22 protein-coding genes are annotated in these 24176 nt (G+C 59.7%); 4 read left to right on the top strand and 18 right to left on the bottom strand.

Annotated elements, in window-relative coordinates:
* Window positions 1–66: 66 nt before the first annotated feature.
* On the bottom strand, window positions 67–402 hold the full coding sequence (gene yajC / locus WA367_RS10025; protein ID WP_336056610.1) for a preprotein translocase subunit YajC: 336 nt from the start codon (window positions 400–402) through the stop codon (window positions 67–69).
* A gap of 202 nt (window positions 403–604) precedes the next feature.
* On the opposite strand from yajC, the gene WA367_RS10030 reads away from it, so the two are divergent.
* Window positions 605–1480 (top strand): ATP-binding protein, encoded by an 876-nt coding sequence (locus WA367_RS10030; RefSeq protein WP_336057101.1) that lies wholly within the window; start codon window positions 605–607, stop codon window positions 1478–1480.
* A 52-nt stretch (window positions 1481–1532) separates the two neighbouring features.
* Here WA367_RS10030 and WA367_RS10035 read toward each other — a convergent pair whose 3' ends face one another.
* The 15 genes from WA367_RS10035 to WA367_RS10105 form a co-directional block, all read right to left on the bottom strand.
* Entirely contained in the window at window positions 1533–2855 is a 1323-nt protein-coding gene (locus WA367_RS10035) for a sodium-dependent transporter (RefSeq protein ID WP_336056611.1), read from the bottom strand.
* A gap of 445 nt (window positions 2856–3300) precedes the next feature.
* A complete protein-coding gene (locus WA367_RS10040) occupies window positions 3301–4848 on the bottom strand; it encodes a LysM peptidoglycan-binding domain-containing M23 family metallopeptidase (protein ID WP_336056612.1) in 1548 nt (515 codons plus the stop codon).
* 104 nt (window positions 4849–4952) lie between these two features.
* Window positions 4953–5603 carry a protein-L-isoaspartate(D-aspartate) O-methyltransferase gene (locus WA367_RS10045; protein WP_336056613.1) on the bottom strand — a complete coding sequence of 217 codons (651 nt, stop codon included), beginning with the start codon at window positions 5601–5603 and terminating at the stop codon, window positions 4953–4955.
* A complete protein-coding gene (gene surE, locus WA367_RS10050) occupies window positions 5600–6358 on the bottom strand; it encodes a 5'/3'-nucleotidase SurE (RefSeq protein WP_336057102.1) in 759 nt (252 codons plus the stop codon). Before surE ends, WA367_RS10045 begins: the two co-directional genes overlap by 4 nt.
* 98 nt (window positions 6359–6456) lie before the next feature.
* Entirely contained in the window at window positions 6457–7746 is a 1290-nt protein-coding gene (gene serS, locus WA367_RS10055) for a serine--tRNA ligase (RefSeq protein ID WP_336056614.1), read from the bottom strand.
* A gap of 68 nt (window positions 7747–7814) precedes the next feature.
* Window positions 7815–8609, bottom strand: coding sequence for a twin-arginine translocase subunit TatC (tatC, locus tag WA367_RS10060; protein WP_336057103.1), 795 nt, complete (start codon window positions 8607–8609; stop codon window positions 7815–7817).
* Between the two features lie 44 nt (window positions 8610–8653).
* Window positions 8654–9265, bottom strand: a complete 612-nt coding sequence (gene tatB / locus WA367_RS10065) for a Sec-independent protein translocase protein TatB (protein WP_336056615.1) — start codon at window positions 9263–9265, stop codon at window positions 8654–8656.
* 44 nt (window positions 9266–9309) lie between these two features.
* Window positions 9310–9531, bottom strand: a complete 222-nt coding sequence (locus tag WA367_RS10070; RefSeq protein ID WP_036480163.1) for a twin-arginine translocase TatA/TatE family subunit — start codon at window positions 9529–9531, stop codon at window positions 9310–9312.
* Window positions 9532–9567: 36 nt separating this feature from the next.
* On the bottom strand, window positions 9568–10671 hold the full coding sequence (locus WA367_RS10075) for an ABC transporter ATP-binding protein (RefSeq protein WP_336056616.1): 1104 nt from the start codon (window positions 10669–10671) through the stop codon (window positions 9568–9570).
* A gap of 36 nt (window positions 10672–10707) precedes the next feature.
* A complete protein-coding gene (gene scpB, locus WA367_RS10080) occupies window positions 10708–11394 on the bottom strand; it encodes an SMC-Scp complex subunit ScpB (protein ID WP_336057104.1) in 687 nt (228 codons plus the stop codon).
* Window positions 11395–11429: 35 nt separating this feature from the next.
* Complete coding sequence (locus WA367_RS10085; RefSeq protein WP_336057105.1) at window positions 11430–12236, bottom strand: segregation and condensation protein A; 807 nt, start codon at window positions 12234–12236, stop codon at window positions 11430–11432.
* Between the two features lie 76 nt (window positions 12237–12312).
* Window positions 12313–13329: a beta-N-acetylhexosaminidase gene (gene nagZ, locus WA367_RS10090; RefSeq protein ID WP_336056617.1), complete on the bottom strand. Its 1017-nt coding sequence runs from the start codon at window positions 13327–13329 to the stop codon at window positions 12313–12315.
* A 94-nt stretch (window positions 13330–13423) separates the two neighbouring features.
* On the bottom strand, window positions 13424–15799 hold the full coding sequence (locus tag WA367_RS10095; RefSeq protein WP_336056618.1) for an SPOR domain-containing protein: 2376 nt from the start codon (window positions 15797–15799) through the stop codon (window positions 13424–13426).
* Between the two features lie 99 nt (window positions 15800–15898).
* Window positions 15899–17656, bottom strand: a complete 1758-nt coding sequence (argS, locus tag WA367_RS10100; RefSeq protein ID WP_336056619.1) for an arginine--tRNA ligase — start codon at window positions 17654–17656, stop codon at window positions 15899–15901.
* A gap of 77 nt (window positions 17657–17733) precedes the next feature.
* Window positions 17734–18969 (bottom strand): deoxyguanosinetriphosphate triphosphohydrolase, encoded by a 1236-nt coding sequence (locus WA367_RS10105; protein WP_336056620.1) that lies wholly within the window; start codon window positions 18967–18969, stop codon window positions 17734–17736.
* A 71-nt stretch (window positions 18970–19040) separates the two neighbouring features.
* Between WA367_RS10105 and erpA the strand changes: the two genes are divergently transcribed.
* The 3 genes from erpA to xth all read left to right on the top strand — a co-directional run bounded on the left by erpA (window position 19041) and on the right by xth (window position 21423).
* Window positions 19041–19391, top strand: a complete 351-nt coding sequence (gene erpA / locus WA367_RS10110; RefSeq protein ID WP_336056621.1) for an iron-sulfur cluster insertion protein ErpA — start codon at window positions 19041–19043, stop codon at window positions 19389–19391.
* A gap of 89 nt (window positions 19392–19480) precedes the next feature.
* The gene (locus WA367_RS10115) at window positions 19481–20545 is read left to right on the top strand and encodes a polysaccharide deacetylase family protein (protein ID WP_336057106.1); all 1065 of its coding nucleotides are present in this window, start codon (window positions 19481–19483) and stop codon (window positions 20543–20545) included.
* Window positions 20546–20631: 86 nt separating this feature from the next.
* The gene (gene xth, locus WA367_RS10120) at window positions 20632–21423 is read left to right on the top strand and encodes an exodeoxyribonuclease III (RefSeq protein WP_336057107.1); all 792 of its coding nucleotides are present in this window, start codon (window positions 20632–20634) and stop codon (window positions 21421–21423) included.
* Window positions 21424–21504: 81 nt separating this feature from the next.
* Here xth and WA367_RS10125 read toward each other — a convergent pair whose 3' ends face one another.
* Both WA367_RS10125 and ilvD read right to left on the bottom strand, forming a co-directional pair.
* Entirely contained in the window at window positions 21505–22293 is a 789-nt protein-coding gene (locus tag WA367_RS10125) for a tetratricopeptide repeat protein (protein WP_442935573.1), read from the bottom strand.
* On the bottom strand, window positions 22286–24010 hold the full coding sequence (gene ilvD / locus WA367_RS10130; protein WP_336056623.1) for a dihydroxy-acid dehydratase: 1725 nt from the start codon (window positions 24008–24010) through the stop codon (window positions 22286–22288). Before ilvD ends, WA367_RS10125 begins: the two co-directional genes overlap by 8 nt.
* Between the last annotated feature and the right edge of the window lie 166 nt (window positions 24011–24176).

The raw sequence follows: 24176 nt of genomic DNA on the forward strand, positions 1-24176 counted from the left end.
CTCTTCCTGATTGCCAAAAGCGGCGGTTTTCGACCGCCGCCATATATTTTTTCGAAGCGTAACCGCTTACTTGTTTGCGGCTTTTTCGGCCGGCTCGCCCTTTACGCGCACATCAGCGATCATGGCGCGAACTGCGGTCACCTTGTTGCCGCCACCCAGATCAACTTCGAGCTCGGTGTCGTTGATGACCTTGGAAACCTTGCCCACGAGACCACCGCCGGTGACGACCGTGTCGCCACGGCGGATATTGGACAGCATTTCCTGACGCTTCTTCATCTGCGTACGCTGCGGCCGAATGATGAGGAAGTACATGATGACGAAAATAAGGACGAAGGGCAGAATGCTGACCAGCATGTCAGGTGCGCCTGCGCCAGTCTGGGCATAAGCCGGTGTAACGAACATCTTGAACTCCCGCATTTGATGGAAAAGAGGCCGCAACTGCGCCCTCACAAAGGTTGGGCGGAATATAGATGTTCAGTAACGCTTTGCAACTCCATGCGACAGCCTCACACAGGCTTTCCTGCGCAATCGCGCGGCTTGCAACGCTTTTCGTTCCGTGGAAGACCGTACCGCACGGTACGAACAGTGGATGAACGGTTCAGACATGTCGCAGGATGCAGTCAACGCTCTGAATGAAAAACTCGACAAGCTGCTTTCAATCATGGAGCGCCTCGCCCCGCCGGAAGTGCATAAACCGGATATCGAGGCCGCGGACTGCTTCGTCTGGCAGGCGGAGCAGTCCACGCTTCAGCCGATAAGCAAGGTCAACCGCGTTTCCATCGACCTGATAAGGGGCGTGGACCGGGCACGTGACCTGCTGCTTGAGAATACGCGTCGTTTCGCGCGCGGCCTGCCCGCCAACAACGCCCTTCTGTGGGGTGCGCGCGGCATGGGAAAGTCCTCGCTGGTCAAGGCTGTTCATGCCGCTGTCGCCGAGGAACATTCAGGGGTGGACCGGCTCAAGCTGATCGAAATTCACCGTGAGGACATCCACAGTCTGCCACAACTGATGCACCAGTTGCGCGATGCACCCTACCCCTTCATCCTCTTTTGCGACGATTTGTCTTTCGATATCGATGACACGTCCTATAAATCGCTGAAGGCGGCACTGGAAGGCGGCGTCGAGGGCCGACCCGACAATGTCATATTCTATGCGACATCCAATCGCAGGCATCTGCTGCCGCGCGACATGATCGAGAACGAGCGCTCCACCGCGATCAACCCGGCCGAGGCCGTCGAGGAAAAGGTTTCGCTCTCCGACCGCTTTGGCCTCTGGCTTGGCTTTCACAAATGCTCGCAGGACGAATACCTGTCCATGCTGGAAGGCTATATCGCCTATTACGACCTGCCTGTTGAGCGGGATTTGTGGCAACCCGACGCGCTTGAATGGGCTACGACAAGGGGCAGCCGTTCCGGCCGCGTAGCCTGGCAATATGTGCAGGACCTCGCGGGCCGACTGGGCATCAGGCTTCAGAAATGAAAAGGGCGCTGCGGTTTCCCGCAACGCCCTTGTTCGCCTTCCAGAACCGGTATCAGATCAGCCCGGCAATCAGGATCACCGCAATGGCCACCGGCGCAACAAAGCGTATGACGAATTGCCATGCGCTCACCAGCGCTCCATTGGCGCCAAGTTCATCCACCACATGACGGCGCAGAACCCAACCTGCAAAGATCGCGATCAGCAGGCCGCCAAGCGGCATGGTGATGTTGTTGGTGAAGAAGTCGAGAGCGTCGAGCAGCGGCTTGCCACCAATCGTGTAGCCGGACCAGACACCCATGCTCAGAGACGTGGGCACGGCTAGAACAAAGCTCGTGACACCGACCCAAAGCGTCACCGACTTGCGCCGCGCAGGATCACCGGCCGTGAAGTAGGATACGACCACCTCGAATAGCGCGACAGCACTGGTCAGTGCCGCAATTGCCAGCAGGAAGAAGAACAGCGCCGAGAAGATCGCACCGAAGGGCATCTGCGCGAAGATGGATGGCAGCGTGATGAAGGTGAGGCCCGGACCGGCAGATGGCTCCGCTCCAAAGGCGAAGACTGCGGGCAGAACGACAAAGCCGGCCAGCACGGCAACAAGCGCATCAAGAGTGGCAACCGATGCAGCCGAACCCACGATCGCATCATCACGGCGCATATAGGAACCGTAGGTGATCATTGCGCCCATGCCGAGCGACAAGGAGAAGAAAGCCTGCCCGAGAGCGGCTAGGAACGTATCCCAGCCCACCTTGGAGAAGTCAGGTTTGAGGAAGAAGGAAAGCCCCTCGCCTGCACCTTCCAGCGTGACGGAACGCAGCGCCAGCACCACTAGGATGATGAAAAGCACAGGGATCAGGTAGCGCGCCGCACGCTCGATACCGCTCGCCACGCCACCGACCACGACGAAGACGGTCAACCCAAGGAAGATCGCCGTGTAGATTACCGGCTCGATCGGATCGGAAATGAAACCGGTGAAGACGGCCCCTACCTCTTCCGTCCCGCTCGCCAGGATCGTCCCGGTCAGAGACTTGACCGTATAGGCAACGGTCCAGCCGGCAATGACGATGTAGAAAGACAGGATGAGAAATGCCGTCAGGATGCCCATATAGCCGACGAGCGGCCATGCCCCACCGGCACTCTCCTTGAACGCGCGCGCGGCATCACGCTGCGTGGATCGGCCAATAAGCAGTTCGGCAACCAGAAGAGACAGCCCGATCGTGAAGACGATCGCCAGATAGATCAGAAGAAAGGCGCCACCGCCATTTTCTCCGGTGACATAGGGAAATCGCCAGATATTTCCCAGCCCAACGGCAGATCCCGCTGCGGCAAGGATGAACCCCATCTTCGAGGACCAGTGTTCACGTGCTTGAACCATCGCTCCAATCCATTCGCGTGGCGTGGTGTGACCGTATCCGGTCTCTCATCGCGGCAGGCATGTTCCAACAAGCCGCAGACCACTGATTTCAACTGCCAGCCTCATGGCACGCCAAGGCGTGTCAGGAGTTCAGGCGGCTAGGACTTAATCAGGGAAAGAAAGATGTTGCAGCGCAGCATGGACGGGAACTTTTCGTTCCGAGAATGCAAGCATTGAGCAACATCGTCTTTCGCGGGAGCGCGATTAGCACCGCACTCGCCTAGCGGCAACCGTGCTACAGGCGGCAAAAACCTGTTTTGCACCTGATGTCATGCGCATTTTGCCGCAAGTAGGCCCAAAACGCCATGAAGCGGGCGGCCGATTGGGTCAGAGGCAGCCCGCTTCAGGCACGGCCACTGCTGGAGGTCAGCAGGCCGCTAAACCGATAATGTGAGTTGGATCGGCGCTATTCGAGGAACTGCATTGGATCGACCGGGTTCGTCCCCTTGCGCACTTCAAAGTGCAGCTTTGGACGATCCGCGTCACCACTCATGCCGGAAAGTGCGATTTCCTGGCCGCGCTTGACCTTGTCGCCGCGCTTCACGCGAATGTCGGATGTATGCCCGTAAACGGTCACCAGATCATTCTCGTGGCGAACCAGAACCGTGTTGCCGAAGCCTTTAAGCCCATCGCCAGCATAAATGACGATACCGTTCTCGGCGGCGCGGACGGAGGTGCCCTGCGGCACGGCAATATCCACACCGTCACTTGAACGTCCACCGGCTCCAGCTCCATAGCTCGTGATCACACGGCCACGCACAGGCCAACGCAGACGGTCCACCCCGGTTGACTGGGGCGTGAGTGCAGCTGTCTGTGCATCACTTTCAGCTTTCTTGGCAACGTCGTCAGATACCTTCGGCGGCGTATAGGCGGCAACCTGAGCCGAGCTCTCGGTCTCAACCTCTTTCGGCTTCACAGTCGTGGCCGTTTTCACCGGATCAACACCGGCATTTGCGGCTGCAACAGAGTTGCCGCTTGGAATATTCAGCGTCTGCCCGATCCGGATAACGCCGTCATTCAGACCATTGGCCTGCTTGATCGCATCGACACTGGCACCGGTCTTGCGAGCGACACCGTAAAGCGTGTCTCCGGCAACAACCGTGTAACGCCCCTGGTCGGACGACACCGCTGCTTCAGATGATGCAATAGGCTCCGGCTTCGCCGGTGCGCTGGCAGCAGCCTGAACCTGCGGGCGCTGGCGTGGCTGCGGTACATCCTGTGGCGTGGTCGCCGGTGATGCTTGGGCAACTGCGGGCGCTGGCGCAGTTGCCGCGGAACCCGACGGAATATAGATCGTCTGGCCGATCATCAGGCCACTCGGCTCGCTCATCCCGTTCGCGCTCATGATGGCGGCAACAGGAACGTTAAACCGGCGTGCCAGACCGTAAAGCGTATCGCCTTCGGTGACCGTAACCTTCTGCGCAGTCGTGCTGGCGGCAGCGACAACGGGTGCTGCAGCAGCAGCCGGCGCGGAGGACACCGCGCGCGCAATGGAACCGGTTGCGCGATTATCCACAGCAGCAGCAACCTGGGCAGGCGCCGACTGCACGGCAGAAGCAGCAGAGGCGACCTGCTGCGGCGCCGGCAGCGGCTGCGTGGTCACCGTCGAACGCTGAATTGGTGCGGATGCGGAATAGCTTGGCTGACTGACCGTGCCGGGGCTTGGGAGATTCGTGACCGCCCGGTTCTGCACGACACCGCCACCGACAGCCGCCTTGGGACGAACGATCTTCATACCGGCTCGTCCGGCGCTGCGCCTGGTCGTATGGGTGACATCACCCGGATAAGGCTGATTTTGCGGTGCGTAGCTGTTGGGCTGAGCGGTGGAGTTTGTGACCAGACCATCGGTAAGGTTCGCCGCGCTACCGCAACCAACGACGGTTCCACCGACAACGCACACGGCAACGCCACGTGCCAACTTGCGGCTGAAATGACCTGTGATGCCCAGAAACATTGAACCTACCCGCGTACCCATTACCTCTACTGGCATGGATTAAAGCGCGTTAATGTTACTGGTCGGTTAAGCTCAGCGAAGAATGCTGCACCAATGTCGTCGCGTCAGATGGCTTCTGCAACACCGGGAGCAAGGGGCTGCAGGCGAACCGTCTCAAGTTCAACCTTTTCGAACCGGCTTCCAACCTTGGTCAGATGGGTCATGGTCTGCACACCATCGCCCGGCCCGATGGGCGCAACCATAATGCCACCGCTGGTGAGCTGATCCACAAATTTCCGTGGCAGCTCTTCGAATGCCGCCCACACGATGATCCTGTCAAACGGACCTTCCGGTGCCCCCTCACGACCATCCGCCTGCCTGGCAACTATGTTTGACAGCCCCAGATGCTCGTGACGCTGGCGCGCTTGCTGAACGAGAGTCTTGTACCGGTCCAGAGTCAGAATTTTCTCGCAAAGCCGCGCCATGACGGCAGCCGTGTAGCCGGAGCCCGTACCAATTTCCAGAACACGATTGTCAGGCTGCAGGTCGAGTGCTGCGATCATGGCCACCTGAAAGTCGCAGGCTTCCAGCGCCTCACCGCATTCGATCGGCACGGTGCGGTTTGACCAAACCGCGTCGCGAAATTCCGCCGGGACAAAGCTTGCACGCGGCGTGTTCTCAATGGCTTCGAACAAGCTTTTGGAGCTGATGCCACGCGCACGCATGCGCAGCATCAGGGCGGCGAAGCCTTCCCTGTCGCTGCTGGCTTCACTCATTTGAGCACCTGCGCAAGCTCCTGACGCACCTCATGCGCAGTGAGATCGAGATGAAGCGGCGTCACGGATATGTAGCCGTCACGAACGGCAGCCTGATCACTTCCCTCACGCACTTCCGACTGCTTGCGCCCGAAGCGTAGCCAGTAGTAGGGAAAACCACGGCCGTCCTTGCGCTCATCGATCCACAGTCCGTGAATGAGTTTGCCCTGAGCCGTCACCTGCGTGCCTTTCGCATCCTCAGGACGGCAGTTGGGGAAGTTCACGTTCAGGAATACGCCCTCGGGCAGATCCGTCTTCACGAGCTTGCGCAGAAGTTCAGGCGCAAGCGCTTCCGCCACATCCCAGGGCACGAAGCGGCTTTCGTCGGTGAAGTCGTATGCCTGGCTGAGCGCAATCGAGCGGATGCCAAGCAACGTGCCTTCCATCGCACCTGCAACAGTGCCTGAATAGGTGACGTCATCGGCCATATTCGTGCCATTGTTGATGCCCGACAGGATGAGGTCGGGCGGAGAGTCCATCACCTTTGTCACGGCCATGATCACGCAATCGGTGGGTGTTCCGCGCAGGGCGAAGTGCCGATCATCGATCTTGCGCATGCGCAGTGGTTCGGAAAGCGAAAGCGAATGGGCAAAGCCGGACTGATCCGTCTCGGGCGCGACTACCCAGACATCATCGCTCAATGTGCGCGCCACACGCTCCAGAACCTGCAGACCCTCGGCATGAATGCCGTCGTCATTCGTCAGAAGTATGCGCAACACTTGTCCCCTTCCCTCATGATTCGCCGCTTGAGTGCAGACGATGATGCTGCCTTCTCGGCTGGCAAATGGAAAGCCGCGCCGGGCAGCCGACGCTTTTACCCGCCGATCTTCTCGACACCGCCCATATAGGGACGCAGCACCTCCGGCACGGTGATCGACCCATCCGGATTCTGATAGTTTTCCATCACGGCAATGAGTGCGCGGCCCACAGCCGTGCCCGAACCATTGAGCGTATGGACAAACTGCGTCTGCTTCTCGCCGCTCGCACGATAGCGCGCATTCATGCGACGCCCCTGAAAATCACCGCAGACCGAGCAGGACGAAATCTCGCGATAGGCATGCTGCCCAGGCAGCCAGACTTCGATGTCATAGGTCTTGCGCGCGCCAAAACCCATGTCGCCCGTGCAAAGGGTCACGGTGCGAAATGGAAGGTCCAGCTTTTTCAGGACCGTCTCCGCGCATTCGGTCATGCGCTCATGTTCGGCTATCGCGCTTTCCACATCCGTGATGGAGACCATTTCCACCTTGTAGAACTGGTGCTGACGCAACATGCCGCGCGTGTCACGACCCGCCGAACCCGCCTCGGAGCGGAAGCAGGGCGTCAGTGCCGCAAAGCGCAGCGGCAGCTTCTCTTTCTCCAGGATTTCCTCACGCACCAGATTGGTCAGCGGGACTTCAGCAGTCGGGATAAGCCAATGGTCGTCACCTGCCTTGAAGAGGTCTTCCGTGAATTTCGGCAATTGCCCGGTACCGAAAAGCGGATCATCACGCACGAGGAGCGGCGGCTGCACTTCCGTATAGCCATGCTCCTGCGTGTGCAGATCGAGCATGAATTGGCCGAGCGCGCGCTCAAGGCGTGCAAGCTGACCGGACAGCACCGTGAAGCGCGCGCCCGAAAGCTTCGCTGCGCGTTCGAAATCCATCAGGCCGAGTGCTTCGCCCAGCTCATAATGTTCCTTGGCCGCATCGAGCTGTGCGGGCTCGCCGAAGCGGCGGATTTCGATATTGTCCCCCTCATCCGCGCCAACCGGAACATCTTCGAGCGGCACATTCGGGATTCCAGCCAAGATGTTGAGAAGATTCGCATCCAGCTCGCGCTCGGCAGCCTCGCCTTCCTGCACGAAGCGCTTCAGTTCACCAACCTCTGCCTTTAGCGCCTCAGCCTTCTCCTTGTCGCCAGCGCCCATGGCCTGACCGATCTCCTTGGAGATCATCTTCTGGCGTGACTGGGCGTCCTGCAGCTTCGTGAGATGGGAACGGCGCGCCTCGTCAGCCTCCAGCACAGAGCGAACCAGGCTCGATGCCTCATCGGCCTGCGCACCACGCTTCACAAGCGCCTGTTCAAGGCTCTGAGGGTTTTCGCGAATCCATTTGATATCGAGCATGATCTTTCCGGCGTGCAAGGCGTGAGAATTTGCCCGGCACGGTATCAGCGCTCGATGAACGGTTGCGGTTACTCGCCAGCCTCGGCTGCCTTGTCAGAAGCCGTCTCGGCAGCTGCCGCTTCTTCCCGCTCAGCGCGTCTACGCTCCACCATCCGGGCACTCCAGATCGCAATCTCGTAGAGAAGGATGGTTGGAATCGCAAGACCGATCTGGCTGACCGGGTCCGGCGGCGTAAGAATGGCTGCGGCCACGAAGGCTGCGACGATGGCATATTTGCGCTTGTCTGCCAGGCCCTGCGAGGTCAGCAAGCCGACCCGCGCCATGAGCGTCGTTACCACCGGAAGCTGGAAAACCAGGCCAAAGGACAGGATCAGGGTCATGATCAGACCGAGATACTCGGACACTTTCGGCAGGAGCGAGATCTGAACTTCCGCGTCCGGTCCCACCTGCTGCATCGACAGGAAGAACCACATCACCATCGGCGTGAAGAAGAAATAGACGAGCGCTGCACCGATCAGGAAGAGAATCGGAGAAGCGATCAGGAAGGGGAGAAATGCATGGCGTTCGTTCCGGTAGAGGCCCGGCGCCACGAATTTGTAAATCTGTGACGCGATGACCGGGAATGCCAGAACAAGACCACCAAACATGGCGAGCTTGATCTGGGTGAAGAAGAATTCCTGCGGCGCGGTGTAGATCAGGTCGACCTTATCCGTATCAAGCCCGGCCCAAATCGTCGCCCACTGGAACGGGATGACGAGCAGGTTGAAAATCTGCTTGGCAAAGAAGAAGCAGACGAGAAACGCGACGAAAAAACCCGCAATAGCCCAGATAAGCCGCTGGCGCAGCTCGATGAGATGCTCCATCAGCGGTGCGGATGTCGCTTCGATATCGTCTTCTTCCGGGGCAGTCACGAGCCGCTTCCTGTCTTCTTGGTGGCCGCTGTCTTGGTCGCGGCGGTTTTCGAGGCAGCAGGTTTACCGGTGGTCGTTTTCCTGGCGGCGGGCTTTTTGGCGGCGGCGGATTTGGACTGTCCGCCAGACGGCTTTGCCGCGGTGGAAGCACGTTTCGTGGCTGGTGTCGCCTTTTTGGAGGCTGAGCTTGAAGTAGCGGCGGTCTTCCGGGTGGCACCGGTCTTTACCGGCGCCTTGGCCACAGCCTCGGTTGCCGCAGGCACAGCGCTCTCATCGAGCTTGGGCTTCGGCGCGGCGGGCTTCGGCTTCATTGCTTCGTCCAGCCCCGCACGAACATCCTTGCCGGCTTCTTCAAGTGGGCTCAGATGCTTCTTGATCTCGTTACGCGGGTCCAGCTTGCGCGCATCCTTGACGAGGCTCTGCACGTCCTCAAGTTCCGCCTCGCGAAGCGCCTCGTCAAATTGCTGCCGAAACTCGCCCGCCATGCTGCGGATTTTCGACGTGGTGCGCCCGAAGCCACGCAGAACGCGTGGCAGGTCTTTGGGCCCGACCACCACGATCAACACGATCGCGACGACGAGCAGCTCTGGCCAGCCAAGATCAAACATATGTCAAGCTTCCGCGCAGGCGCTGAAAACAGCGCCGCCAAATGTCAGGACTTGGTGGCTTTTTCCTTGGACGGCTTCACCGGCTCGTCTGCGCGATGCTCAACGGTGCGGGTGTCTTCCGCATCCTCATCGTCAGCCATGCCCTTCTTGAAGCTCTTGATGCCCTTGGCCATGTCACCCATGAGCTCGGGAATCTTGCCGCGTCCGAAAAGCAGAAGCACGACGACCAGAACGATGAGCCAGTGCCAGATGGAGAAGGAACCCATGATGTTTCTCTTTTTGCCTGTTATCTGGAGTCTGATTTATGCGGTTTCGTTCTGTCTTTCAAACACTAGAACGTCTGAAGGACGAACATTAATACGAATGTCGCGTATGCCGGGTGACAGGATGCCGGCGCGCACGCGTGCGTGAACATGCTCATCAAGGCCGGAGACAGCCAGTTCCAGAAGCTCCACCACGCCAAGAAAGCGACGCGCCACAATACGCGCGGCAAGACCTTCACCATCTTCGGAAACATCGAAACCGGCAAGCCGGATAGCGACCGTCAGGGGCTGCCCATCTGCCATGCCTGGAGCCGGAAATGGGCCGAATGGCGTCTGCGCCCTGCCATTTTCCGCCCGACATTCGATCCTGTTGATCTCCGAGAAGAATCCCGCCACGAAGGGGTCGGCCGGATTGAGGTAAAGCTCCTGCGCAGTGCCCACCTGAACAAGACGGCCGTCGCGCAAAAGGGCAATGCGATCCCCCATGCGCATCGCCTCCTCCGCATCATGCGTGACGACGATGGCCGTTGCCCGGCTCTGGCGCAGAATTGCCAGTGTTTCCGCCCGCACCGAGTCTTTCAGACGCGAATCGAGGCCAGAAAACGGCTCATCCATCAAAAGAACCGCTGGCCGCGGCGCCAGCGCCCGCGCCAGTGCCACACGCTGCTGCTGGCCTCCGGACAAGACATGCGGATAGGCGTCAGCCACGCTCTCAAGGCCCACACGTTCCAGCGCGATCATCGCCTCGCGTCGCGCCTCTTCGCGCGACAATGCGGTCAGTCCGAACCGCACATTTTCCAGAATGGTGAGATGGGGGAACAGCGCGAAATCCTGAAAGACCAGCCCGATGGAGCGTTCTTCGGGCGGAAGAAACACATTCGGCCCCGCAATCTCGCGATCATTCAGGACCACCTGCCCTTCCGACTGCGCCTCGATGCCTGCAGCAATGCGCAGAAGCGTTGTCTTGCCGGATCCGGAAGGCCCTAGCAGGCAAAGCACCTGTCCCGGTTCGGCTTCCAGCGTCACATCGCGAAGCGTGTCCTTGGCCGGCGCAAAACGGTGGCTGATATTCCTGAAGGCGAGCCGCGCGGCAAAGGTGACACCGGCAGTAACCCGTGCCGGCTTTTCCTTCATGTCATTCATGGCTACAGCGTCTCGCGCGGTTGGTCTGCTGCCGGGTCAATCATCCTCGACGCGCGGTGTCAACAGACCAAGTTCCTCGAAGTCGATATCGGTCAGCGGATCTTCATCTTCCGTAAGCGTGTCGGCGTCAACCGGGGGCTGCGGAACCGCGAAGCCGGAAGGCATTCTACCCGAAAGAAGCCCTGCCCCGCGCAGCTCGTCTATGCCCGGAAGGTCGCGCAGTTCCTCAAGGCCGAAATGATCGAGAAAGTCGGTAGTCGTGCCATAGGTCACGGGACGGCCCGGGGTGCGGCGGCGCCCGCGCATGCGCACCCACCCCGTCTCCAGAAGTATGTCGAGTGTACCTTTGGAGGTTTCCACACCACGGATTTCCTCGATTTCGGCACGGGTAACCGGCTGATGATAGGCAATTACCGCCAGCATCTCCAACGCCGCCCGCGAAAGCTTCTTCTGCTGAACCGCATTGCGGCTCATGAGGAAGGCAAGGTCACCGGCCGTGCGAAACGCCCAATTGTCTTCCACGCGCACCAGGTTCACGCCCCGCGTGGCGTAGTCCCGAGCGAGCGCTTCCATCACCTTCGGGATGTCCACGCCCTCGGGCAATCTTTCCTCAAGCGTGCGGCGCGAGACAGGTTCTGCACTGGCGAAGACGATAGCCTCGGCCATGCGCTTGGCATCGCTGAGCGCAACACCACCCCCGGCGCTGCCATCGTCCCCCTCCATGGAACCGAAAATCGGTATGACATTGGCGCTGTCGCTCATCCTGTCTCCCTTTTCGGTCGCGTCATCTCGGTCGTATTGCGCATATAGAGCGGCGCGAAGGCCTCCTGCTGCCTGATCTCGAGCACTCCTTCACGCACGAGTTCCAGGCTGGCGGCAAAGGAACTGGCAAGCGCGGTCGCGCGGTCGCGCGGGTCGTCGATATATTGAAGGAGGAAGCGGTCCAGCGCCGTCCAATCCTTCAATTCCCCCACGAGCCGGGTGAGGATTTCACGTGCCTGTTTCAGCGACCAGACACCGCGCTTTGCGATACGCACATTGGTGATTGCCCGTCTTTGGCGCTGAGCGGCATAGGCGGTAAGCAAATCGTAGAGCGAGGCCTCATAGGTGCTGCGCTTGTCGACAACCAGTTGCTCGGGCATCCCGCGCGCGAAAACCTCGCGCCCCAGCCGGTTTCGATTGACCAGGCGGGCTGCAGCATCACGCATGGCTTCCAGGCGCTTCAGCCGGAACTGCAGGACGGCTGCCATTTCCTCACCGGTAGGCTCTTCGTCATTGGCCTTCTTGGGGACAAGAAGCCGCGACTTCAGATAGGCAAGCCAGGCAGCCATGACCAGATAGTCGGCAGCCAGTTCCAGCCGCATGGAGCGCACCCGCTCAACGAATTGCAGATATTGCTCGGCGAGTGCGAGGACCGAGATCTTGGCGAGATCGACCTTCTGATTGCGTGCAAGGTGAAGCAACAGATCGAGCGGGCCTTCAAAGCCATCGACATCGACCGTCAGCGCAGGCTCGCTGACGCCGCGTTCCGTCTTCGCATCAGCGTCGGACCACAAAGGGTCCATGGGGGTCGGCTTCACGTCCCCTTTCTGCCCTTCCTGTCGTTTCGCTTCTGCCAAGCCGCTATCCGTTCCGTTTGGTTCAGGCAGCCCTCACAAGACTGTCAAATTCCGCCCGCGCCGTGGCTTCTTCGGTTTGATCGCCACCGCCAAGCGCTGCAAGAGCCGTATTGGCGCGTTCAAGTGCCTTACCGCCCAATTCCGGCGTGCATTGGGCGACCTCGATCATGTCGCTCATCGTGCCGTCACAGTGAAGGACAAGATCGCAACCGCCCGCAAGAACTGCTTCCGCCCTGCTGCGGTAATCCCCAGAAAGTGCGTTCATGGAGAGGTCATCACTCATCAGGAGGCCATCGAAACCGATCTCCTGACGAATGATCTCCTCGATGACCTTCGTTGAGGTCGTGGCCGGACGCTCAGGATCGATCGCCTCATAGACGACATGCGCCGTCATCGCCATCGGCAGGTCCTTCAAGGCCTTGAATGGCAAAAAGTCATGTGCCCTGAGCTCATCCAGGGAGGCTGATACCCGCGGCAAGGCCTTGTGGCTGTCCGCACCAGCCCGGCCATGGCCTGGGACATGCTTCATTACCGGCAGAACACCTCCGGCCATGAGCCCTTCGGCAGCCGCACGCCCGAGCGCAATCACCGTCTGCGGGTTCTTGGCGAAGGCACGGTTGCCAATAACGTCATGCGCTCCTTCCACCGGCACGTCCAGCACGGGCAGACAGTCTGCGGTGATGCCCAGCTTGCGCAGGTCAAATCCATGTAGCCGCGCCATGAGCCAGGCTGCACGCAGGCCCGCATCCTTGTCGCGGGCGTAAACTTCACCAAGCTTTGCCGCTTCCGGGTAATTGTCGGCAAGTGGCGGACGCAGACGCTGCACACGCCCGCCCTCCTGATCGATGAAGACGGGCGCCTCAGGCCGTCCGACAGTCTCACGCATGCTTGCAACAAGGTCGATCACCTGCTCGCGCTCGGCAATGTTGCGCGCAAACAATATGAAGCCCCATGGCCTCTCGGCTGCATAGAAGGCTTTTTCGTCGGCGGTCAGGCTCAGGCCCTTGGCGCCGAAAATCATGGCTTTTGATTCGGTCATGAAGAAAGGTTATGCGCGCGCGCAGCCGGGACACAAAGAAAAAAGCGCCACCCGTCAGGGCTGCGCTTTTTCTCAATGCGGTGGAGTGGCAGTGCTACTTGGATACGAAGCAGCTGCCGCCGGCTGATTTCAGCTGCGAACAGAGCTGAATGGCGTCATCCTTGGAGGATGATGGGATCCGTACCCGGTAATAGGTGCCTTTGCCCGCAATATCCGCCTTCACGATATTCACGCCGCGGCCCTGCAGAAGGTTGCCATAGCGCTGGGCCATCTGCTGATAGGACTGCTGCGCACCGGCAGCGGAGGGCTGCGAAGCGATCTGAACCGACCAGCCCGAAGCGGTCGCGGCGGGTGCCGGCGCTTGGGAAGCCGCGGCTTGGGGAGCAGCAGGTGCAGGAGCAGCAGCAACCTGTTGTGGTGCTGCCGGACGTGCCGACTCTGCCTGTGCGGGAGCCGGACGTGCCGGCGCAGCCTGCGCCGGAGCCGGGCGTGACGGACGCTGCGTGGGAACTGCAGAAGGCGTGGCTGGCAGCGAAACCTGCTGAACCGATGCACTCTCCTCACCAGATGCAGCCGCGTCCTCAGGCTGCGCGACCTCCGCTGCCTGCTGCTGCGGCTGCGGCTGCGGCTTGGGCAACTCGCGCGGCGCCATCGTGCCATCGGGACGAACCACAAGCGAGCGAACCATTCGCGGCGCAAGCGTTACGGTATCGGCACCGGTGTCAGTGCCCTGTCCGGTCGCTGTCTCGAGCCGAGCCTCGCTCTTGGCGCTCTCACCGGCACCAACATTCGAGGACGCCGCAGGAGCTGCTGGAACGCGTGCAGCCACATCGATGGGTTCCTCGGTGTTCGATACAAGCTCGGTCTGCTCGGCCTTCGGCTCACTGGCCGAGCCCGAAACCTTCTTGTAGACGGGATTATTCTGGTTAGGAATCGTCACCCCGCCCGGATTTTCCGGCCGAACCTTGATCGGTCCGTCATCAGCGCGAACGATCACCGGGCCGGATGCGCCACCTTCGCCAGCGCTGAAGGCATAGTAGCCAACCCCGCCAAGAATGAAGAGGCCAAGCGCCGCTGCGGCACCCGCCATGACATTGCGCGACTGGTACCAGGGTGCAGCCGTGTCGTAGGGTGGCTCTGCACCGGGAGCGGGAGCAAGGCGTGAGGCGCCTTCCTCAAAGCCGTCCCAGCTCGGTTCCGTCGGCGCACCGAAATGCGGTGCATTCTGGGCTACACCCGCATAGGCAGCGTTTCCATGGGCGGCGGGCTGATAGACCGATTCCAGATAATCGTCATCGAAATCGGCGGGATCGGATGCCGCAGTGGCCGTTACTGGTGCAGCGGCTGCCGCAACAGTGGCAGCACTGACTGTCGTTGCAGCCGCATTGCTCCACTGGTCGTCGGCTTCGTCGCCGCCAACAGAACCACCCTCGCCGAATGCACCTGCGAGCAATTCCTCAAGATCGTCGAACTCACTTTGTGCGGGCTTCTCGTCCTGATAGTTCACCTCGGGCAGATCAAGCTGGTCCGTCTGTGGAACAGCCTCATCAGGGACTTCAACAGTCTCGATTTCGGGCTGGCTGAAGCGTGCGCTTGCACCACCAGAAGCCATCGATGGCGACTGCTCGACCTCCGTAGTCTGCGCTGCAGGCGCAGCGTCTGGCGAAAATTCCGCACCGAGCGAATCCTGCATGCTTTGCGAAAACTCCTGCAGAAGCGCCTCGCTAGACCAGTCCTCCGCTTGCTCTGAAGCTTCTTCCTGAATACCCGCAGCATCTTCCAGCTGTTCGAACTGCTGCTCGGCCACCGGCTGATAATCCGGCTCACTCGCGGCGGCATAATCATTGGAAAAATCAGGTCGGGATGCAGAAGCACGCGCAAAATCAAACGCAGGCTCCTGGACATCAGCTTCCTGACTCTCAGGCTCGGAAAAAGCTGGCGAAGAGTCTTCCGCTGCCGCAAACTCTTCTTCCATCGCGAAATCGGCATCGAATGCCGCGAGATCCTGCTCGCTCAGCTCGAAGTCGGGTGTGCTGTCAGCTTGCTGCGGCTGAACTGCCACCTGCTGCACGACCTCTTCCGCCTGAGGCTCTGCCGGCGCATCGAAATTGTCGAACTCTGCACTGAAAGCAGCGTCGAAATCGGCGTCACTGAGAAGGTCACCAAGGTCCTCCGACGCCTGCGTCGAGGCAGGTGCCTGGGGCTGTGAACCCTGCTCGACCTGCCCGGAAGCAGCACGAAACGGCAGAACCTCCGCCCGGGGTTCCGAATGAAAGTCTTCTTGTGCCAGATCGCCCAGAAGCTCACTCTCAAGATCAAGCGCAAGGTCATCCTGCGCCTGGCTGGAGGCGGAAGCTTCGCTGGAAGATGATCGCGGATCATGACCCATGATACGGGTCAGTTCGGCGAAAGGATCATCTTCCGCGACAAGATTTGGCTCTACGCGATTGGCGAAATTACTGTCGGCCATGCCTTTTCCCACGCTTGGTCGGACGCCGGCGACGTCACACTTACTCTAGGGCACTACCAGCGCATTGTGGGCAAAAGGTGACAGGTTTTCCCCTGAAAATCAGCGCATTTCCGCGGGTGCACCGGCTCCCACGAGCGCCAATCCGGATGTCAGAACATCCAGGACCGCCTGCACCAGACCCAGCCTGGCGTAAGACAAGTCTGGCTGGTTAACCTTAATAAAGCGTAAGTCCTCGTTATCACTGCCCTTGTTCCACTGCGCGTGGAACTGGCTGGCCAGATCATAGAGGTAGAATGCCACCCGGTGGGGCTCGAGAGCTTGGGCTGTACTTTCGACAAGCCGCGGATACTCCGCAAGCTTGCGAATAAGCGCCAACTCGCCTTCATCGGTAAGCAGATGCAGATTGTCCTTCAGCACATCGCGGTCGATCTTCTCGACGCCCAGCTGTTCACGCGCCTGCCTGAACACCGAATGGCAGCGGGCGGAGGCATACTGGACATAGAACACCGGATTGTCCTTCGACTGCTCGGTGACCTTCGCGAAATCGAAATCCAGTGGCGCGTCGCTCTTGCGATAGAGCATCATGAAGCGGACCGCATCCGGACCAACCTCATCGATCACTTCACGCAATGTGACGAAGGTCCCTGCCCGCTTGGACATGGTGACCGGCTCGCCGTTACGGTAAAGCTTCACGAGCTGGCACAGAAGTGCTGTCAGTTCCAACTCGCCATCGGACAAGGCACGCGCCAGCGCCTCAAGACGCTTTACGTAACCACCATGATCGGCACCGAGCACATATATGAGATGCTCGAAGCCCCGCGCATATTTATCCTTCATATAGGCCACATCAGCGGCGAAATAGGTGAAGGCCCCATCTGACTTGATCAGCGGGCGATCGATATCGTCACCGACTTCCGTCGAGCGGAAAAGCGTCTGTTCACGGTCTTCCCAATCCTCTGGCACCTGGCCCTTCGGCGGTGGGAGCGTTCCCTTGTAGACATGCCCCTTCATGGTGAGGTCCGCGATGGCGGCACGGATCGGGCCGCCATTGTCCACATGAAGCGACCGCTCGGAGAAGAAGACGTCGTGATGTACGTTGAGCGCGGCCAGGTCATCGCGGATCATGTCCATCATGGCGGAAATCGCCCGATCCTTCACGAGCTCCAGCGCTTCCGCTTCAGGCTTTTCCAGAAGCTTCGTGCCGAACTCATCCGCCAGCGCCTTGCCGAGCGGAACAAGGTAGTCACCCGGGTAAAGCCCCGAGGGAATCTCCTCGATCTTTTCGCCCAGTGCCTCACGATAGCGCAGCATCACCGACCGTGCGAGCACATCAATCTGTGCGCCGGCATCGTTGATGTAGTATTCCTTCGTCACGTCAAATCCGGCAAAGGCCAGCACATTGGCCAGCGCATCACCAACAACGGCACCGCGGCAATGGCCTACATGCATGGGCCCTGTAGGATTTGCGGAAACATATTCCACATTCACCTTATGGCCCCGCCCCATCTGGGAACGGCCATATTCGCTGCCCAGTTGCAGCATGTCCTTCAGCCGCGCATGCCAGAAAGCATCTGACAGGCGCAGATTGACAAAGCCCGGACCGGCGATCGTGGCTTCGGCAACATCCGGATCATTCGCAAATGACGCTGCGATCTGCTCGCCAAGCTGACGTGGATTGGCGCCCACGGCCTTTGCAAGAACCATGGCTGCATTGGTCGCCAGATCGCCATGCGAGGGATCGCGCGGCGGCTCGACCGTCACTCGGCTCGTGTCCAGTTCGCCCCCGTCTCGCGGCTTCAGCCCAAGCTCACCAATCGCAGCAAGGACCCGATCAGAGAAATCGGCAAATATGTTCATGGGGACGTTCCAGATTGTTGCACCAGTGCGGCGCGCGGCCGCAATTGTGAAGTCAGGGAAATTTCGATCGCCTGCGCCTATCGCAAAACGGCGAATCGGTCAAACAGACCGCTGCCGAAGATGCGCTCATGTTCCTTGATGGCATAGGTGTCTGTCATGCCGGCAAGAAAATCGCCAACGTCGCGCGCCCGCACCCGTTCGTCGGCCCGGTCGAGCCCTTCGCGCCAACCTTCCGGCATCTGTCGGGGATCAGCGAAATAGGCATCAAACAAATCGCGCACCACGCGGTCTGCTGCCTTGCGCACCTCGACCACTTCGGGATGCCTATAGAGATTGGCATAGAGAAAGGCTTTCAACGCCTTCTCGTCTGCACGCATGGCTTCCGAAAAACAGACCATGGTGCAGCCTGCATCACGGATATCATCGGGCGAGGAAGGCTTGGCATCCTGCAAGCGCTTGTGCGCGTTGTTGATCACATCCTCAACCATGATAGTGATCTGGCGTCGCATGAGCTCGTGCCCCGCACGAACCGGATCAAGCCCCGGATATCGCTCGTCGACCTGCTTCATGATGCGGCCGGGCAGAGCTACCTCGCGCAACATGTCGAGTGTCAGAAGACCCGAACGCAGCCCGTCGTCTATGTCATGCGCGTTATAGGCAATGTCATCTGCGATGGCGGCACATTGTGCTTCCAGGCTCGCATGGCGCGAAAGCTCCATGTCATGCAGCGCGGAATAGTCAAGGATCGCCTTGGGAACCGCGCCATCGAGCCCCTCGCCTTCAGATGTCTCCAGCGGTCCATTGTGCTTGACCAGACCTTCAAGCGTCTCCCAACTGAGGTTCAAGCCGTCAAATTCGGCGTAACGGCGCTCAAGACGCGTTACCACGCGCAGCGACTGTGCATTGTGGTCGAAGCCGCCCCACGGCTTCATCTTTTCATCAAGCGCGTCCTCGCCGGTATGGCCGAACGGCGTGTGACCGAAATCGTGAACCAGCGCGATCGCCTCGGCAAGATCCTCGTCGCAACGCAGGGCACGAGCCAATGCTCTGGCAATCTGCGCGACTTCGATCGAATGGGTCAGGCGCGTGCGGTAATGATCGCCCTCATGCGCGATAAAGACCTGCGTCTTGTGTTTCAGTCGGCGGAAGGCGGTTGAGTGTATGATCCGATCGCGGTCGCGCTGATATGGTGTTCGTGTCGGGCTTTCGGGCTCCGGATAGAACCGCCCACGTGACTTGGCCGGGTCGCATGCATATGCTGCACGCGGCCTGTAGCCGAAACCTATATCTTCAAAAACAGAAGGGGCAGACATTTTGGCCCTTGTTGACTCGCCGCAACCGCGTTCATACCTACTGTACACACGCGAAGGCAAGGTGACCGCAAATGGGCGTTGATGCAAAGACGGACATGAAGGGTGTGGAGTTGACGGAGGCTGCGGCCCGCAGGATCGTGAAGATCCTGTCTGACAAGCCTGAAAAATCTGCCCTGCGCGTCTCGGTGGAAGGCGGAGGTTGCTCCGGATTCTCTTACAAATTTGATCTGGTTAGCGAGAGAAACGCTGATGATGTGGCCATCGAGCGTGATGGCGCGACCGTCTACATTGATGATCTTTCGCTCGTTTACATGGGCGGCTCCGTCATAGACTTCGTGGACGACCTCATTGGCCAGTCATTTCAGATCCGTAATCCGAACGCAGTGGCATCCTGTGGCTGCGGCACCAGTTTCTCCATCTGACTGAAGAAACTTCAACCACTGCGCTAAGGCGTTGACGCCCTGTACACAACTTGCCCCTATTACAACCTGACAGGGGGACAGGTTTGTCGATGATTCCGGGCATAACGTTCAAGCGCTTCATGCGTCACACACTGATACGAACGGGGCTGGAAGCCATTGCGCTTTCGGGCCTGTCGCGCAGGCGCCTGCCCGGCGGCGCTATCATTTTCACGCTGCATCATGTTCGTCCTGATCGACCGGAACTGTCGAAGCCCAACCGCCTGCTGAGCGTCACACCCGCTTTCCTCGACGAGACGATCCGCACCTGTCGCGATCTGGGCCTATTGCCCATTCCGCTTGAAAAATTGCCCGCTCGTCTATGTGATCCCGCCGACGAAAATCGCTATTTCGCATTCACGCTTGATGACGGCTATCGCAACAACGCCGAATTTGCCGCGCCTGTTTTTCGGCGTCATGGTGTCCCCTACACGATCTTCGTGACCTCAGGCTTTGCAGCACGGACCCACAGCATATGGTGGGAAACCGTCGAGGCTCTGCTTTCAAGGCACGAGGAGATCGAATTCGATTTCGGCTCTGGCCCATGCACGATCCCGACGCGCACGGCGCTGCAGAAGACCGTCGCGATCGACCGTTTCTCCAAATTCGTCCAGACCAGCGATGAAGACGCGGCGGTACGCCAGATCGACAAGCTTGCCACCGGTCTGGGGCTCGACCCGCTGGACCTCGTCTCTCGCTTGACCATGAATGAGAAAGAGCTGGCGGTGCTCGCGACAGACCCGCTGGCAAGTCTGGGCGCTCACACGGTCTCCCACGTGAACCTGACACGTGTCGGGGAGGATCGCTTGCGCCAGGAGATCGTGGAATCGACGAGGGCCGTCGAAACGATCAGCGGGAAAAAGCCGCAAAGTTTCGCCTATCCCTACGGTTTTGCCGAAGCTGTCGGAGAGCGCGAATTTGCCGCCGCATTGGAAGCTGGGTACGAGATAGCCGTCACCAACCGGCCGGGCCTCATCTCGCGCGAGTGCACCAAGAAGCCCACGAGCTTCAATCGCGTCTCGCTCAACGGCGATTATCAGAAGGCGCGATATGTGCGCGCCCTCCTTTCAGGCATTCCCTTCAAGCTCGCCGGACAGCCTGCTGCGCGACCAGCCTGACGCCTCGCCCTTCGCCTGTTCGGATCATTGACGCGCGAGCCTCAATGGCTACTGTGCGCGCCACCTACCTGCAGATGGAACAGTCCATGAAGATCGCCACCTGGAACATCAACGGCGTCAAGGCGCGCATCGAAAACCTTCTGCACTGGCTGGAAGAAGCCAATGTGGACATTGTCTGCCTGCAGGAGATCAAGTCGGTCGATGAGGGCTTCCCGCGTGAGCGCATCGAGGCACTCGGTTATCATGTGGAAACCCACGGACAGAAGGGCTTCAACGGCGTCGCCATCCTCTCAAAGCTTCGCTTCGACGAGGTTAATCGTCGCCTGCCGGGCGATGAGGAAGACGAGCAGGCACGGTTCATCGAGGGCGTATTTTCGACCGATCAGGGCGTACTGCGCGTGGTCTCGCTGTATTTGCCGAACGGGAATCCCGTGGATAGCCCGAAATATCCCTACAAGCTTGGCTGGATGGAGCGCCTGCATCGCTGGACGCAGGAGCGCCTATCACTCGAAGAGCCGCTTGTTCTTGCCGGCGACTACAATGTCATCCCCGAACCCGAGGATGCGAAGAACCCGCAAGCGTGGGTGAATGACGCTCTATTCCTCCCGCAGACACGTGAAGCGTTTCGGCGGCTCGTCAATCTTGGTCTCACGGATGCGCTTCGCGCCACAACCCGTGAGGCCGGCACCTATACATTCTGGGATTATCAGGCAGGGGCGTGGCAGAAGAACAACGGTATTCGCATTGACCACCTCCTGCTCTCACCGGAAGCGGCAGACAAGCTTCAGGCGGTAGAAATAGCCAAGCATACCCGGGGTTGGGAGAAACCTTCCGACCATGTTCCGGTTGTTGCAGAACTCGCCATGGCCCAAAGCTGAGCAAAATTTTATGCATTAGACAGAAAAAGCCGGCGTCGCGCCGGCTTTCTCAATTCTTCGATCAACTTCAGCGAAACCGCTTCAGTCTATTCCGTTGACCAGATAATGCTCAGCCCGTGCCATCGCCGTACGGCGATCGGACTCACCTGCCAGAGCGAAAGCCTCTTCCTGCATGGATCGGATCCAACCGATATCTGACGGTGCAGCCACTTCCAGGGCCGTGGTCATCAGCGCAAGACCTTCAACTGTCTGTCCTCGCTGGAACAGCAGATGGCCAAGCGTCGCCTGGGCTGGCGCATGGTTCTTCTCGGCAGCAAGCTGCAGCCAGCGCGCGGCCTGCTGCACATTCTTGGCTCCCGCATCCCCGTCAAGGAACATGCGACCAAGTTCATACTGGGCATGGGCATTGCGATAGACCGCCGCAGCACGCATGAAATATTCCTGCGCCGCATGCGGGTTCGGACGGATCGGCGAATTCTCGATGCCCTTGCGCAGATAGCGACCCAGCGCGACGAGCGCATCGGAAATATAGCTTTCGTCCTGGCTGCCGGGCTCTATGTTCTGCTGCGCAACCGCCGAGAAGAACTTGAAGGCTTCATAGTCGTTGCGCGGAACGCCATCGCCTTCCGCATACATGCGTGCAAGCTTCCAGCGCGCACCCACCTGCCCTTTTTCGGCAGCGTAGCGATAGGCCTCCACAGCCTCCTGCTTCTTGCCGCTCTTGTAGGCGGAGAAGCCGAAGCGGAACATCGCCCAAGGACTGCGGTCCTTCTGGATCACAGTCTCCGGGTCCAGCGCGAGCGCAGGTGTGCCGGCGGTAAAGCCGAGCAGCAATGTGGTGGCGAAGATCCGCTTCATGGCATCAGACATCTGCATAGCAGTGTGTTTCCTTGGCTCCGCCTGGATGCGTGACAGCACCCTTTACTGCGGGACCGACGGTCTGGGCGTATTTCCAGATTGCGCCGGACTGATAATCGGTTTCACGCGGCTTCCACTCCGCCCGCCGCGCAGCAAGCTCTTCCTCCGAAAGATCAACATCGATCGTGCCTTCCACGGCGTCGATCGAAATCATGTCACCGTCGCGCAGCAGACCGATCGGTCCGCCAACGGCTGCTTCAGGGCCAACATGGCCGATGCAGAAGCCGCGCGTTGCGCCGGAGAAGCGTCCATCGGTGATCAATGCGACCTTGTCACCCATGCCCTGCCCGTAAAGGGCTGCCGTGGTGGCAAGCATCTCGCGCATGCCCGGACCACCCTTCGGACCTTCATAACGGATGACGAGAACCTCGCCCTCCTTGTATTTGCGCTCATTCACCGCCGCGAATGCCTCTTCTTCCGAATCGAAGCAGCGTGCCGGGCCGGTGAATTTCAACTCCTTCATGCCAGCCACCTTCACGATGGCACCATCCGGTGCGAGGCTGCCACGCAGGCCAACAACACCACCTGTTTTGGTGATTGCATTGTCGACCTTGCGAATGACGTCCTGCTGGTCATTCCACGAAACATGCTCCATGTTTTCGGCGATTGTACGGCCAGTAACCGTCATGCAGTCGCCATGGAGATAGCCCGCCTCGAGCAGCGCCTTCATGAGAAGCGGAATGCCGCCAGCCTCAAACAGGTCTTTCGCGACATATTTGCCGCCTGGCTTCAGGTCGGCAATGTAAGGCGTCTTCTTGAAGATCTCGGCCACATCGAAGAGATCGAATTCGATACCGGCCTCATGCGCAATCGCGGGCAGATGCAGGGCCGCATTGGTGGAGCCGCCCGAAGCGGCAACAACGGCAGCGGCATTTTCCAGAGCCTTGCGGGTCACGATGTCACGCGGACGGATCTGCTTGGCGACAAGCTCCATGACCTTTTCGCCTGCCGCATAGTTGAAACGGTCGCGCATCTCATAAGGTGCCGGCGCGCCACAGGAATATGGCAGGGCCAGACCGATCGCCTCGGCGACCGTTGCCATGGTGTTTGCGGTGAACTGGGCACCACAGGAACCGGCTGACGGACAGGCGGCCTGCTCGATCTCCAGAAGGTCCTCATCCGAGATGGAACCAACGGAGTGCTGGCCAACTGCTTCAAATACGTCCTGTACCGTGATCTGACGGCCGCGATAGGAGCCCGGAAGGATCGAGCCACCATAGATGAAGACCGCCGGCACATTGAGGCGCACCATAGCCATCATCATGCCCGGCAGCGACTTGTCGCAGCCAGCGAGGCCGACAATCGCGTCATAGCAGTGACCACGCATGGTCAGCTCGACCGAATCGGCAATCACATCACGGGAAACCAGCGAGGCCTTCATACCCTGATGGCCCATCGCGATGCCGTCGGTAACCGTAATGGTGGTGAATTCGCGCGGCGTGCCATTGGCGGAGGCCACACCTTTTTTGACGACCTGCGCCTGGCGCTGCAGCGAGATGTTGCACGGTGCAGCCTCGTTCCAGCAGGTGGCCACACCGACCAGCGGCTGAGCAATCTCTTCCTGGGAAAGCCCCATGGCGTAAAGATAGGAGCGGTGCGGCGCACGGGCCGGCCCCTCGGTCACATGACGGCTTGGAAGGTTTTTCTTCGAGATCGCTCGAGCGTCCATGATCACCCTAGCCGCTAGACACGGCTTCCTTTGACACGCGTAACACTTGTGGCGTTACCGGTTAATCCGGTGCGCCTGTTTTATGGCGGGATGTTGGCAGTCCTGCCCCCGCCACCTTGTAGCGCATCGTGTCATAATAGTGTGTTGCCGAACCGCAACATTCGGC

This window comes from Nitratireductor sp. CH_MIT9313-5 (genome assembly GCF_037029545.1).
Lineage (GTDB): Bacteria > Pseudomonadota > Alphaproteobacteria > Rhizobiales > Rhizobiaceae > Chelativorans.